The sequence below is a fragment of the uncultured Ellagibacter sp. genome, from assembly GCF_934617235.1.
Classification (GTDB): Bacteria; Actinomycetota; Coriobacteriia; order Coriobacteriales; family Eggerthellaceae; genus Ellagibacter.
Genome location: NZ_CAKTTZ010000003.1, coordinates 15,896 through 28,971 on the forward strand (window position 1 = coordinate 15,896; position 13,076 = coordinate 28,971).

General features: G+C 61.3%; 13 protein-coding genes. 4 read left to right on the forward strand and 9 right to left on the reverse strand.

Features of this window, described 5'->3' with window-relative positions; all coding sequences use genetic code 11:
* Nucleotides 1-627, forward strand: coding sequence for a 4Fe-4S dicluster domain-containing protein (locus Q0G85_RS01075; protein WP_297153919.1), 627 nt, complete (start codon nt 1-3; stop codon nt 625-627).
* A gap of 89 nt (nt 628-716) precedes the next feature.
* A complete protein-coding gene (locus tag Q0G85_RS01080; protein ID WP_297153920.1) occupies nt 717-1,352 on the forward strand; it encodes a molecular chaperone in 636 nt (211 codons plus the stop codon).
* A gap of 163 nt (nt 1,353-1,515) precedes the next feature.
* Here the strand turns inward: Q0G85_RS01080 and nhaA are convergent, their stop codons facing one another.
* The gene (gene nhaA / locus Q0G85_RS01085; RefSeq protein ID WP_297153921.1) at nt 1,516-3,156 is read right to left on the reverse strand and encodes a Na+/H+ antiporter NhaA; all 1,641 of its coding nucleotides are present in this window, start codon (nt 3,154-3,156) and stop codon (nt 1,516-1,518) included.
* A 308-nt stretch (nt 3,157-3,464) separates the two neighbouring features.
* Here nhaA and raiA point away from each other — a divergent pair, with 308 nt between their 5' ends.
* Together raiA and Q0G85_RS01095 are read left to right on the forward strand one after the other, a co-directional pair.
* Entirely contained in the window at nt 3,465-4,043 is a 579-nt protein-coding gene (raiA, locus tag Q0G85_RS01090; RefSeq protein ID WP_158048656.1) for a ribosome hibernation-promoting factor, HPF/YfiA family, read from the forward strand.
* A 50-nt stretch (nt 4,044-4,093) separates the two neighbouring features.
* Nucleotides 4,094-4,312 carry an acyl carrier protein gene (locus tag Q0G85_RS01095; protein ID WP_296060580.1) on the forward strand — a complete coding sequence of 73 codons (219 nt, stop codon included), beginning with the start codon at nt 4,094-4,096 and terminating at the stop codon, nt 4,310-4,312.
* A gap of 141 nt (nt 4,313-4,453) precedes the next feature.
* Here the strand turns inward: Q0G85_RS01095 and Q0G85_RS01100 are convergent, their stop codons facing one another.
* The 8 genes from Q0G85_RS01100 to glp form a co-directional block, all read right to left on the reverse strand.
* A complete protein-coding gene (locus tag Q0G85_RS01100) occupies nt 4,454-4,633 on the reverse strand; it encodes a preprotein translocase subunit SecE (protein ID WP_297153922.1) in 180 nt (59 codons plus the stop codon).
* A gap of 1 nt (nt 4,634) precedes the next feature.
* Complete coding sequence (gene cydB, locus Q0G85_RS01105; protein ID WP_297153923.1) at nt 4,635-5,660, reverse strand: cytochrome d ubiquinol oxidase subunit II; 1,026 nt, start codon at nt 5,658-5,660, stop codon at nt 4,635-4,637.
* Nucleotides 5,660-7,099 (reverse strand): cytochrome ubiquinol oxidase subunit I, encoded by a 1,440-nt coding sequence (locus Q0G85_RS01110; RefSeq protein ID WP_297153924.1) that lies wholly within the window; start codon nt 7,097-7,099, stop codon nt 5,660-5,662. Before Q0G85_RS01110 ends, cydB begins: the two co-directional genes overlap by 1 nt.
* A gap of 206 nt (nt 7,100-7,305) precedes the next feature.
* Nucleotides 7,306-9,039, reverse strand: coding sequence for a folylpolyglutamate synthase/dihydrofolate synthase family protein (locus Q0G85_RS01115; RefSeq protein ID WP_297153925.1), 1,734 nt, complete (start codon nt 9,037-9,039; stop codon nt 7,306-7,308).
* A 12-nt stretch (nt 9,040-9,051) separates the two neighbouring features.
* The gene (locus Q0G85_RS01120; protein WP_297153927.1) at nt 9,052-9,768 is read right to left on the reverse strand and encodes a uracil-DNA glycosylase family protein; all 717 of its coding nucleotides are present in this window, start codon (nt 9,766-9,768) and stop codon (nt 9,052-9,054) included.
* Nucleotides 9,769-10,998, reverse strand: a complete 1,230-nt coding sequence (gene alr, locus Q0G85_RS01125) for an alanine racemase (protein ID WP_297154026.1) — start codon at nt 10,996-10,998, stop codon at nt 9,769-9,771.
* A 210-nt stretch (nt 10,999-11,208) separates the two neighbouring features.
* A complete protein-coding gene (locus Q0G85_RS01130; protein WP_297153929.1) occupies nt 11,209-11,691 on the reverse strand; it encodes a molybdenum cofactor biosynthesis protein B in 483 nt (160 codons plus the stop codon).
* Between the two features lie 57 nt (nt 11,692-11,748).
* Nucleotides 11,749-13,002, reverse strand: a complete 1,254-nt coding sequence (glp, locus tag Q0G85_RS01135) for a gephyrin-like molybdotransferase Glp (RefSeq protein ID WP_297153931.1) — start codon at nt 13,000-13,002, stop codon at nt 11,749-11,751.
* Nucleotides 13,003-13,076 lie beyond the last annotated feature (74 nt).

A 13,076-nucleotide genomic window follows, 5' to 3' on the forward strand; every position in this document is an offset into this window, starting at 1 on the left:
ATGGCAACGCAATACGGCTTCCATGTCGATTCCGAGAAGTGCATCAAGTGCTGGGCATGCGAAATCGCGTGCAAGCAGTGGAACGGCATCAAGGCGGGAGGCGCTGCCCGACGCAAGGTGCACGAGTTTACTGAAGGCGAGTTTCCGCAGGTGAAACGCACGTTTATCTCGATTGCCTGCCTGCAGTGCGCCGACGCCCCCTGCGCGAAGGCGTGCTCGACCAAGGCGCTCACCAAGCAAGAGGACACCGGCATCATAACCGTCGACAAGACGAAGTGCACCGGATGCAAGGCGTGCCTTGAAGCCTGCCCCTTCGACATTCCCGATTTCTCCGACGACGGCGCAGAAATCTGCGACTGCTGTCTGGGCGCCGGGGTCGAACCGGGGGCATCCCCCCATTGCGTGACCGCCTGCCCGACCAAGGCCCTCACGTACGGCGTCGCAAGCGATGAGGTAAAGGCGGAGAGCGGCAAGACCGCACAGGAGCTTCTCTCCCTGCCACTTCAGGAGGAAAACCCCGCCTACGACGAGCTTGTAACTGAAGCCACCGTCGTGAAGACCCCCGACGACCTCAAATCCGAGGAAGAAGGGTCGGGCACGAAAGCCGTCGACAGCAACGGCTGCTAGCCTTCCCCATGCGCCCGGTGCCTAGCGGCGAAAACGCCAACGCGCCGGGCGCATTGCCCGAACCTGAGAGCCACCGAACCGGAGATTCCATGACCGACAACCCCACGACAAACGACACGAACACGCTACCCCGCGACCGCGCTTCGATCTATCGCCTGTTCTCTGGGCTTCTGATGCAAGAACCCTCCGCCGAGTTCTTGGCGCAGGCGGCAAAACTCGCCCCCGCCATCCAAGGTGAGCTGGGGGAATACTTCACGACGCTCAACGGTTGCGACATCGAGCGAGCCCGCGCCGATGCGGCATCCGACTTCGCGGCGCTTCTGCTCAACATGTCGCCGAACCCTGTGATCGCCTACGAGTCGGTCTACACGAGCGAAGAGGGGCTTTTGATGCAGGACGCGCGCGACGATGTGCGCGCACAATACCGCGCTTGCGGGTTCGCGCTCGATGAGGGTATCTCGCTTCCCGAAGATCACCTGAGCTTCGAGCTCGAGTTCATGGCGCTTCTCTGCGAACGCGAGGCATCGTGTGAAGACGCGATCGATGCGCAGGGGCTTGGCGAGGCGCGCGCCATCGAGCAGCGCTTCCTTAGCGAGCACCTGCTTGCATGGGCGCCCGATTTCTGCCGCAACCTGCACGAACGCGCACGATGCGGGCTCTATCGGGGCCTTGCGAGCTCGCTTTCGCAATTCCTCGACCTCGAACGGGAAGAGTTCGACCTCTAGTCGGGACGCGCAGGGGCGAAATCGGCGGGGACGCGTTACGCCTGCAGGACGCACTTCCATACGCACCCGTTCAGGAGTGCGAAATGCGAGAGCTCGAGAACACGGGCGGCCAAGTTCAAGCGCCCCGCGGCGGCGCCCGCATCCGAACGCCGCCGCGCCCGGGCTAGCGCTTCTCCTTGAGGGAAACCGCCACTTCCGCAATGCCCTCGCACCCCGCAAGCGCCTGCTCCACCTCGCGAATGACCTCGGGATCGTCGATTTCGCGAAGGAGCCTCTCGGATGCGGCGTTGGCTTCCTCGCCTGCAGTCTGACGCTGCATCTCGCTCGGGCCGATCGACATGAAAGCCACGCCCTGCTTCTGCGCCGACTTCGCCTGCACCGCGAGCAGCGAGAAGCCCGCAACGCCCGCGACGAGCGAGGCTAAAAGGACGCCGAGCTTCGCCGCGGCGATCGTGGCCGCATCGACGTAGGCCAGGTTCGCCACAAAGATTGCCATGGTGAAGCCGACGCCGCCCAAAACCGCCGCGCCGAGCATATGCATCCAGGTCACATTCTCGGGCAGGCTCGCCGCCTTCAGCTTCACCACAAGGAAACTCGCGGCCATAATGCCAAGCGGCTTGCCCACTACCAGGCCGAAGAACGCACCAAGCAGCGCCGGGTTCGAGAACAGGGCGCCCAGGTCGCTGCCCGCAAGCCCGACGTTCGCGTTCGTGAGCGCGAACAGGGGCAAGATCGCGAAGTACACCCAGGGGTAGAGCAGATGCTCCAAACGCGTCGCCGGGGGCACGACCTGCTTTGATACGCGCGCCAGCGAGGAGACCGTCTTCAGGTAATCCTCCTGCCCGATGACGGGTTCTTGCGCGTTGAAGGCGCTTTTCGCCTCGGCGACGCGCTCGCCCGACCAGCGGATGAAGCTCTTCACGTTCACGCGCGAGCCGGAGGGAATCGCGAACGCAAGCAGAACGCCGGCGATGGTCGAGTGCACGCCCGACATGAACACGCAGTACCACAACACGGCCCCCACCAGCAGATACGCATATAGCGAAAACACGTGGCGCTTGTTCATGAGCAACAGCGCGCAGAAGACGACCGCCGCGCAGCCAAGCCACGGCAAAGACGGCGCCTGCCCGTAGAACACCGCGATGACGATGATCGCGATGATGTCGTCGGCGACGGCCAAGGTGCTCAAGAACACGCGCACCCCGTTCGGCACGCGGTTGCCGAGAAGCGCCAAGATTCCCAGCGCGAACGCGATGTCGGTTGCCGTCGGGACGCCCCAACCGCCCGCCGTGTCGGGATTGCCCACGTTGAGCGCAGAGTAGACGGCAACGGGCACGAGCACACCGCCCACCGCAGCGACGATGGGAAGAATCGCCTGGCGGATGTTCGTCAGCTCGCCCACCGTCATCTCGTATTTGATTTCCAAGCCCACGAGCAGGAAAAACACTGCCATGAGCACGTCGTTGATAACGTGCGAGAGCGGCATCGTCGCCTGCGCCTGCCCGAACACGAAGCCGACGTCGGTGTGCCAGAAATGGGAGAAGGCGTCGGCGACGGGAGAGTTCGCCACCACAAGCGCCGCGATCGCCGCGAGGAGCATCGCACCCGCAGCCTTCGTGGACGAGCTCGTGAACTGGATGAGCTTGCGATAGCGGGCCTGATGGCGCTGAACCTCGCTGATGTAGATGCGCCCCGGATCGGGGTTTTGCGCGCTGGGGTGCTCGGGTGCTGCAGGCGCATCGAGAGCCACGCCTTCCGCAGAGCGCTCTTCTTTGTGCGCAGATGAGGCGCAATGTTCGGTCATGGGGAATCCAATCTATGCGCGAATAGCGCATACCACGGGGTCGGGCGTTTGCTGCATTATCCCTCAAATAACGGGTTCTTAACTTGCAAAACCCCCTTTCACCTGCGAATGTAAGCGAAGCGTTGCCAAAACGGTCGCAAATACTCATCTCCCCCGACGCCGTTTTGCGCTATGCTGTTCCTATCAGCTTCGAGGTAAGGAGCCAACATGTTCCATGCAGACGGGTATCGAAATCGCAGATAAACCCGCATGGACAAGGGCATCCTCCCAGGCTGTTTTTTATTCGCCACGATTGTGAGGTGGTAACTATGAGCATTACCGTATCCGGCCGCAAAATGCCTGTAACCGACGCGCTGCGCGCCTATGCCGAGGAGAAAATCGGCAACTCGATGAAGGTCATGGATATCGACCCCCTCAACGCCGAAGTCGTCCTGAGCAAAGAGAAGAACCCGGCGAACCCCTGCCCCGACACCTGCGAAGTCACGCTGCGCACGAAGGGCCACATCATCCGCGTGGAAGAGCACGAAGACGATATGTACGCAGCCATCGACGTCGCCGCGGCGAAGGTGCTGCGCCAGCTGCGCAAGTACAAGACGCGCGTCATCGACCGCAAGACCCGGAACGGCGAGAAAACCGTTGACGCCTCGCCCATTCCCGTCTCCGAAGGAGAGCTCGACCTCGACGGGCTTATGAGCGAGCTGTCCGACGACGAGGTCGTGCGCGTGAAGGAAATCGAGTTCGCACCACTCACCGAGGAAGAAGCACTCGTGCAAATCGACCTTCTGGGCCACGATTTCTTCGCTTACACCGATCGCGACACGAACTTGGTGAATGTTCTTTACCGTCGCGACAATGGAGGTTACGGCCTTTTGAAGCAGAAGGAGTAGCGATAGGGTACAATACCTTCGCTAGTTCACTGTGAGAAAGGATGCCTTCAATGGCTACGCTTGATACCGTTAAAGAAGTTCTCGAATCGAACCTCGACATCGACCCCGAGAACGTGACCGAAGACGCCACCTTCGAAGACCTGGGAATCGACTCCCTCGACATGGTCGAGCTCATCTGCGATCTCGAGGAGAAGTGCAGCGTCGACTTCGGCGAGCCGGAAGGCCTCACCACCGTCGGTGACCTCGTCGAGTACATCGACAACCTGTAAGGTTTCACCACCGCAACGAAAGAGCCCGCATCTGCGGGCTCTTTTCATTTTCGGGAACGTGCAGTGGCGCGGTGGCAGAAAAGCGTGGGCACGCGCTGCGGCTTCGGCAAGGCGCCAGGGCGCACAACCGCAACGAGAAGCCTAGTTGCGCTCGCGGCGAGAAAGCCACGCGAGCACGGCGGCGGCAACGACGAGCAGGCAAACCGTCGCAACACGCCCTGCGCTTAAGGGCTGATATCCCACAAGGAAGATGCCAACCCCGAACGCCGCCAGGACCACGCAAACGACGGAGAGCCATTTCAGGTAGTCTTTCCTCTCCATGCTAGGCCACATCTTCCTCGCTCAAACGACCGCGGAACGTGCGATAAACGATAACGTGGTACACCAGCACGAGCGGCACACCGATGCACGCGATGCCCGTCATCCAAGCAAGGGAGGTCTCCGAAGACGCCGCGGTCGCCACAGTGATCGAAGCGCCCACGCCAGCGGGGTCGGCAACCACAAGCGTCGGGAACATCGACGCCGCCAAAAGCCCGATGAGGCAGACCGCACCCACCGATTGCGCGATAAACGCGCCCAGGTCGTTTTCCTTCGCGCGACCCAGATACATCGACGCGATGAGAGCAATCACGAAAAAAACCGCGAACACGCAGGCCACAGGCCACATCGCAGGCTCAATGACGGGTCGGATGACCCCAAGCGTCGCAACCGTGCACACCGCGAACAGCGCAAGCGTCACCACCTGCAAAACGCGTCCGAGCTTGCGCGCCCGTGCACAAAGGTCGCTTCCCTCAGGGGTCTTAAGCGCAATCCACAAGCACCCGGCCGTCAGGCACATCGCAAAACCCAGCAAGCCGACAAGTAGCGTATACGGGGTGATGAGACCCAAAAGCGAAACACCCGAGTAGTCTCCGTTCGCCGCCATGGGAATGCCCGCGAACGCATTGCCCACCGCAACCCCGAGCAATAGCGCCGGCAGGAACGACCCCACGATGAAGCACACGTCCCACACGCGTGCCCAGCTTGCATCGTGCGCGCGGAACTCAAGCGACACGGCGCGCACGATAAGCCCGAACAACACGAGCATCACCGCAAGGTAGAAGCCCGAAAACGTCGTGGCGTATGCCGCCGGGAACGCCGCAAACAGCGCGCCGCCCGCCGTGAGCAGCCAAACCTCGTTACCATCCCACACAGGACCGATGCTGCGACGGATGTACGCACGCTCAGTCTCGTTCTTCGCGAGGATCGGGTAGAGCGTGCCTGCACCCAAATCGAATCCATCGAGCACGAAATAGCCCGCTATCAGCACAAAAATCAGGAAGAACCACAGTATCTGAAGAATCGTCATTACTGCTCACCACCCTTTTCACCTGCGCCGGCAACCGCGAGGTTCCCGTCACCCGTATTGGCACTACCCTCATCAGGCCCCTTCTTCACGAAATGGGAGATGACGCGCACCCAGCCGACGAGGAGGAACAGATACACCGCGAGGAACAGCGCCAGCGTGATCAAAAGCTCAGGCGCCGACACGGATTGGGAAATCGCGTCGTTCGTCAGAAGCGACACGCCGTCGGGACCGGTCGTCGAGGGGTAGACAACCCACGGCTGACGCCCCACCTCCGCCGTGATCCAGCCAACTTGAATGGCCACGAACGGGAACAGCGGCGAAATAACGAACAGCTTCTGCAGCCAGCGCATCGAGCGGACGCGCCCGCCGCGCATGGTGAAAACAATCGCAAGGATCGCCGTCACCATGATGAGCCCATACATGGCAACCATCAGGTGATACGTCTGAAACACAAGGTTTACCGGCTGATCTGCAACGTTCATGTCGGAGTATTTGTCCTCCTGCGCGAGCGAGTGCAGGCCCTTGTACTCGGTATCCCACGTGCCGGTCGCAAGGAAGCTCGTCCCGCCAGGAATGGCGAACGGGGTGATCACCCGCTCGTTTTCCTCGTCAACCCAACCGAACGCGTAGAGCGGTGGCACCTCGTCGTTGTACATGCCCTCCATCATGGCAAGCTTGGTGGGCTGTTCCTCGGACACCTGGACGGCAGACGCATGCGCGGTCACGATCATCGCGCACGAAGCGACGATGCCGACAACAGCGCCGATGCGCACTGTTTTCATGGCGAAGTCGGTGTGCTTGTTCTTAAGCAGGTACCACCCGCCCAAAGCGAGCGACGTGAACGCACCGATGATCAGCAGCGCAACGATCACGTGGAAGTAACGCGGGGCAATCGAAGGATTCATGGCGGCCGCGAGGAAGTCGGTGATAATGGCTTTCTTTCCATCGGCTGCAAGCTCGGCGCCGGCGGGCGTCTGCATCCACGAGTTAGCGATGAGGATCCAGAGCGCGCTTAAAAGGGAGCCTGCCCACACAAGCCATGCCGACACGGTGTAGAACTTGGGCGAGACCTTGTTACGGCCGAACAGCAGCACGCCCAAGAACACCGACTCCAGGAAGAAGGCGAACAGTGCTTCAGCGGCAAGCGGGGCGCCGAAGATGTCACCCACGAAGCGCGAGTAATCCGCCCAGTTCGTGCCGAAGGAGAACTCCATCGTGATGCCCGTCGCCACGCCAATGGCGAACGTCGCGGTGAAGATCTTCACCCAGAAGCGCACCGCCGCGCCGTCCTTTTCGTCACGCGAGCGATAGTACTTCGTCGCGAAAATCGCCGTGATCAGGCCAAGCCCGATCGAAAGCGGGACGAAAATGAAGTGGTACGCAACGGTGAGCGCAAACTGGATACGTGAGAGTAAAGCAACGTCGGTCAAGATATCCATAACGCAACCCCCTCCTCTTCGCAAATGCGATTATTGATTGCTGGAAGTTAGGATAGCACATTATCGATAACTATTCTCATTATTATTGAGAATTATTTTCGATAGTAAGAATCCTAGCAGTCGATCGTTATATGAGGACAGGAATAGCCTAGCCCCGCCTTTTGCGATGACCAAGCACCGTATATGCGAAATGTTGTCGGGAAACTCTACGACTGCGAAGAGTTGCCGTCCGCAGTGCGAAGAAACGCGGCCTTGACGTCGGCAATCGAGTAGAGGCTGCCGAATGCGCAGATAAGGCCTTCGGAGCCGGCGATTTTACGTGCAGCAGAGACGGCGCCGTCGAAATCGCCCGCAACCTCGATGGGTGCGCTAACACCAAGCTCATCGCACGTCTCGTGAATCGCCTCAGCGAGATCGGCAGCATCAAGGGCGCGCGGATTGGGCGGCGTCACGCACACAAAGGCGCTCGCCAGCGGCGCAACCTCTCGAAGCATCGAGCGATAATCCTTATCCGCAAGGATTCCCACAAGGAATACTGGCCGCTTATCAGGGAAAACGTCGCACAGTGAATCGGCGAGCACGCCCGCACCCTGCGGGTTGTGGCCGCCATCGATCACCACGGTCGGCATACCCGCTGGTTGATCAAGCACTTCAAAGCGCGCAGGCCACCGCGTCTCGGCAATTCCGCGCGCGATAGCCTCATCAGGAATCTCCCAGCCGCGCTCGCGCAGCGCACCAGCAATTTCGATAGCCATCGCCGCATTCGAAGGCTGATAAGACCCCAAAAGCCGCGTCGCATACTCCCGCCCGCGATAGAAGAACTGACGCATGGGAACAGCACTCTCAACCTGCGACATAGGGGTTTGGTGGGCATATGCCATGCTCAAACAGTCCTGAGCTCGCACGAACGTGCCAGAGGGCACGTTCGGCTCGTGCGGAACTGCGCGTGGCATACGCCCACCAAACCCGGCATCGATTGACGAACTTACTTGGAACTTCTGGGCGGGGGCAACGTGCTCCGCGCGCAGTTCCGCAGCGCAGCGAGGACTGCCTGAGCACGGAGCCTCCCGTGCGGGGTCGCCAGCCTCGCAGGTTGAGCCTCCCTCGGCCCCCACCTGAAGCTCTTGAGCATGAGGGGCAACGTGCTCCGCACGCAGTTCCGCAGCGCAGCGAGGACTGTCTGAGCACGGAGTATGCCCCTCGTGCTCAAGAGCGGTCCCACAGCTCAACAGCGCAGCGCCCCTCGTCACCTTCCCCACCGAAAGCAGCGAGAAATCAGGCACGACGAGCTTGTCGCCCGCGCGCCGTGCCGCATCTTCCACCACTTCCATGGCGGATGCCTCCTGCGGCCACGACACCACGATCGAACCCGTCTTCACGATGCCCGCCTTCTCATGGGCGATCTCGGCAAGCGTGTTCCCCAGAAGGTTCGTGTGATCGAGCGCAATCGACACGATGGCCGCAACCTCGGGCGCTGCGATGACGTTGGTGGAATCGAGGCGGCCGCCAAGCCCCACCTCGAGCACCACGACGTCGCAACTGACGCGCGCGAAATACACGAGCGCCACGGCAGTCATCAACTCGAACTCGGTGGGGTGTTCCCCGCCTTCCGCCTCCATCGCCTCAGCGCATTCCCGCACGCGAAGCGTCGCAGCCGTGAGGTCCTCATCAGAAATGTTGCGCCCGTTCACGCGAATACGCTCGTGGAAGGTCTCCACGTAAGGGCTCGTGAAAAGCCCCGTCTTAAAGCCCGCCTCCGTAAGGATAGAAGCCGTGAAGGCGCAGGTCGACCCCTTGCCGTTCGTGCCGGCAACATGGACGAACTTCAAGCGGTCCTGGGGGCGTCCCAGCCGATCGAGAAGCTCACGAATGCGCTCAAGGCCGAGGCGGGACGTCAGCCAGCGGGGCGTGTTGATGTATTCGATTGCGTCGAAAGGCATGCTTCCACCTTTTTAGAGAAGTGTTTGCTGAGAGGGTGTGCCATCTTCCACCTGGGAAAACGGCGATGTTTCCCCCACCTTGTCGGAGGGGGCAGGTACGGACGCAGGCGTTCGCGACGCCGTGTCTTCCCCACGTGATAAGCCATCGGGGTCAGCGGCAACGATGCCCGCCTGGCGCAAAAGCTCACCGAGGGTCGCGAAGTCGTTCTCCAACGCCTCGCGCTTGCTGCCGTCGTAGAGCGCAGCGGCGGGATGGTAAATCGGGAAAACGCTGAAGCGACCCGCATGCTGCAAGGTCCCGTGCAGCCGTGTGATTCCCACCTCGGTCTTCAGGATGAACTGCGTGGCGAACTTGCCGAGCGTCACGATGAAGTCAGGCATGATGGTGCGCGTCTGTTCACGCAGATAGGGCGCGCAGAGCTCGATTTCTTCAGGCCTGGGGTCGCGATTTCCAGGAGGGCGGCATTTCAGCACGTTCGCGATGTACACGTCGTCGCGGGAAAGCCCTGCGATCGCAAGCAGGTCGTTGAGCATGTGCCCAGCGGTGCCAACGAACGGCTCGCCCTGCAGATCCTCATTGCGACCAGGCGCTTCCCCTACGAAAAGCACGCGGGCACGGGGGTTTCCCACCCCAAACACCGTTTGCGTGCGCCCCTGCGAAAGCGGGCAGCGATGGCATGCCTCCACTGCGGCGCGAATCTCGGGAAGGGGTATGTGCGGTTTGGTCATCTATACGTACACCTTCGGCAGGCGCATTCCGAAGGCACAGGCCAGCTCGTAGTGGATCGTGCCAAGCTTGTTCGCCATGTCATCGAGCGTCACCACGGAATCGCCCTGGCGGCCGACAATAACCACTTCATCGCCGATCTGCGGGTCGAGGCGGCGGCGGGTGCCGTACGTGCGCAAATCGACCTCGAACATGCACTGGTCCATGCAGATATTGCCGACCTGGCGCACGCGTGTGCCGTCGACGATGAAGTCGGTGCGTCCGGAAAGGCCGCGGTTCAAACCGTCCGCGTAGCCGACAGGCAGCGTGCAGATCTTCACGCTGCCGGGGCTGCGGTAATTCAGCCCGTAGCTCACGCCCTCGCTCATGGGAAGCGTGCGCGTGTCGGTGATGCGAGCATGGACGCTCATCGCAGGCTTGAGGTTGATCATCGTGCGCGTTTCCTGGCAGGTGTGCAGTCCGTAGAGCGACACGCCCCACCGTACCATGTCGAAGTGGACCTGCGGATAGCGAACCGTCGCGGCGGAGTTCGCGCAGTGTACGATGCCGGGGTCGATGCCCACCTCGCGCAGTGCGGAAATAGCTTCCGTGAACCGCTTCACCTGGATACCGAAGTCGAGCGTGCCCTCGCAGTCCGCCGTCGCAAAGTGCGTGAACGTGCCCACCAAATCGAGCGCGCGATGGAAGCTCACCTTCCGCATGAAATCGACCACGTTATCGTAACGTACGCCGATGCGGTTCATGCCCGTGTTCACCGCCAGGTGGAACGGCGCACGGATGCCGTACTCGTCGGCCTTCTCGGCGTAGGCAATGGCGAACTCGGGCGTGTAGATGGACGGCATGATCTTGTAGGCGAGCAGCAGGGGCGCGGCCGTTGCAGGAGGCTCGGACAAAAGCAGGATCGGGGCTCCCACCATGCCCTCGCGCAACTTGATGCCCTCGTCAATCGTAGCGACGGCAAGGTAATTCGCGCCCGATTGCAGCGCCGTCTTTGCAACCCTCACGGCGCCGTGGCCGTATGCGTCGGACTTCACCACGGCGAGAAGGCGCGTGCTCGGCTTGATGAGCGATCGCGCGACACCGACGTTGTGACGGATTGCCGAAAGATTGATTTCCACCCATGACCAGCGACGATCGGTTTCGGGAATCAGGGCAAGCTGCTCGGGATCGAACGTGGGCTTTTCCCCTTGCTCATCCTTGGCGCTGGCCGCGCTCGTCTCATCGGGGGTCATCGCACCAGACCGCCGTGCCGATTGCTGTTGCTGCTGTTGAGCTTTGCGAGCGAACCCCGTGAAGCCGTTGATGAGCTCCTCCACCGCTTCCAAGCCTTTCTCGTAACCTGTTATCGGTAGCAAAGTATAGCACTCATGAAAAACGCGCCCGAGCAATCAAGCTTTTCGGGCGCGTTTCGAAACAAAGCGGAAATAAATCAGCAGGGAATATTAGTGCCCGCCACCGGCCATCATCTTCACCGCATGGGGAAGCGCGGCGACGATGCCATCCCAATTCTCGCGGGCGGCCTTCTCACTTCCCGGCAGGTTGATGACGAGGGTATTGCCGCGCTGCATGCAGATCGCACGCGAGAGCATCGCGTAGGGCGTGATTTGCAGGCTGTGATAGCGCATGGCCTCGGCGATGCCGGGAACCTCGCGCTCGCACACATCACGCGTCGCCTCGGGGGTGTTGTCACGCGGGGACAAGCCGCTCCCGCCGCAGGTGAGCACGATGTCGACCTTCAGGTCATCGGTGCAGCGCTTGATAGCGGCGGCGATTCCGGCGCGATCGTCCTTCACAATCATGTGCGTACGACATGCCCAACCCTGCTCCTCAATCAGCGACTCAAGCGCGTCACCTGCGGTATCGCATTCGGGGCCGCGCGTATCGGAACAGGTGATGATAGCAAATACCGGTTTCTCAACACTCATGGTTGCTTCCTTTCATCTTCCATTAGCACCTCTGTGGCGCGAAATCGTAGGGTTCTTCTAAATCAGCACTTCTTCGGAGACGTCGAGCAGGACGCAGTCGATCATCGAGCCTGCCGCGCGAGACTCCAGCCCTTCGGGCATAATCGCCATGCAGTTGCTGCGCTGGATCGGCCCGAAAAGCCCCGAGCTCTGATTCTGCGCAGGCGTGACCAGGTAGCCCTCGTCGTCCTTAGTGAGCGTCGCGCGCAAAAAGATGCGGCGCGGATCCTTCTTCTTGGTGTCCTGGGATAAGCGCGCGCGAACAACGGGGCGGTTGAAGTGGCTATAGCCCTGCATCTTGCGCAGCGCCTGACGGACGATCATCTCGAAACCACAGTACGCCGCGGCCGGATTCCCGGGAAGGCCGAACACAGGCGTGCCCTTCACCAGGCCGAACGTCTGCGCTTTGCCGGGACGCATGTTCACGGTGGTCATGAGCAGCTCGCCTGTGCCCTCCACCACCGGCTTGATGAAGTCGAAATCGCCGTTCGCAGCACCGCCGGTCGTAATCACGAAATCATAGGTTTCCACTGCATCGAGCACCGTCTTCTCAAGCGCCTCGTACGTGTCCTCCACAATGGGAAGGATAGTGGGGATGCACCCAGCCGCCTTTGCACACGCCGCAATCGCAAGGCTGTTCGAGTTGCGGATCTTGCCGGCAGAGGGAACCTCTGAGGGGTCGATGAGCTCCGACCCGGTTGCCGCAATGGCCACCTTCGGGCGACGATAGACCGGAACCTGCAGCACGCCGCACCCCGCAAGGAATCCGACGCCCGCCGAGGTGATGACCTCGCCCGCGCGCACGATAACCTCACCCGCATGGGCTTCCTCACCCGCCTCACGGATGTTGTTGCGCAGCTTGGTCGGCGCGGTGAAGGAAACGCGGCCGCCCGGCTTGCCATCACCCGACACGACGCCGACAATCTCGTATTTCACCACAGCATCCGCAGCATCGGGAACCGGCGCGCCTGTCATGATGCGCACGCACTGGCCTGCCTCGATCGGCCCGTCGTAGACCTCGCCTGCGCCGATTTCCGCAATGACGTCGAGTTCCACCGGCACGTCCTCGCTCGCGTTCTCAAGCTCCGCCGCATGCACCGCGAAGCCGTCCATCGCCGAATGGGCGAAGGGCGCGATATCGATGTCACTCGCCAAATCAGCAGCCGACACGCGGCCCACCGCGTCGAGAACCTCAACCACCTCCGTTGAAAGCAGCACCACGTTCGCAAGGACGAGCGCTTGCGCTTCTTCCAGAGAAATCATCTCTGCCATCGAATCCCCTTTCACAAAAAACGCGCCGCCGCGAAAAGCGACGGCGCGCACACGTTCGATGGCACCTATTATAG

Excerpts from the sequence above, each read along its gene's own strand:
- Q0G85_RS01075 (WP_297153919.1), top strand. The coding sequence starts at position 1 with ATGGCAACGCAATACGGCTTCCATGTCGATTCCGAGAAGTGCATCAAG.
- Q0G85_RS01080 (WP_297153920.1), top strand. The coding sequence starts at position 717 with ATGACCGACAACCCCACGACAAACGACACGAACACGCTACCCCGCGAC.
- nhaA (WP_297153921.1), bottom strand. The coding sequence starts at position 3,156 with ATGACCGAACATTGCGCCTCATCTGCGCACAAAGAAGAGCGCTCTGCG.
- raiA (WP_158048656.1), top strand. The coding sequence starts at position 3,465 with ATGAGCATTACCGTATCCGGCCGCAAAATGCCTGTAACCGACGCGCTG.
- Q0G85_RS01095 (WP_296060580.1), top strand. The coding sequence starts at position 4,094 with ATGGCTACGCTTGATACCGTTAAAGAAGTTCTCGAATCGAACCTCGAC.
- Q0G85_RS01100 (WP_297153922.1), bottom strand. The coding sequence starts at position 4,633 with ATGGAGAGGAAAGACTACCTGAAATGGCTCTCCGTCGTTTGCGTGGTC.
- cydB (WP_297153923.1), bottom strand. The coding sequence starts at position 5,660 with ATGACGATTCTTCAGATACTGTGGTTCTTCCTGATTTTTGTGCTGATA.
- Q0G85_RS01110 (WP_297153924.1), bottom strand. The coding sequence starts at position 7,099 with ATGGATATCTTGACCGACGTTGCTTTACTCTCACGTATCCAGTTTGCG.
- Q0G85_RS01115 (WP_297153925.1), bottom strand. The coding sequence starts at position 9,039 with ATGCCTTTCGACGCAATCGAATACATCAACACGCCCCGCTGGCTGACG.
- Q0G85_RS01120 (WP_297153927.1), bottom strand. The coding sequence starts at position 9,768 with ATGACCAAACCGCACATACCCCTTCCCGAGATTCGCGCCGCAGTGGAG.
- alr (WP_297154026.1), bottom strand. The coding sequence starts at position 10,998 with ATGACCCCCGATGAGACGAGCGCGGCCAGCGCCAAGGATGAGCAAGGG.
- Q0G85_RS01130 (WP_297153929.1), bottom strand. The coding sequence starts at position 11,691 with ATGAGTGTTGAGAAACCGGTATTTGCTATCATCACCTGTTCCGATACG.
- glp (WP_297153931.1), bottom strand. The coding sequence starts at position 13,002 with ATGGCAGAGATGATTTCTCTGGAAGAAGCGCAAGCGCTCGTCCTTGCG.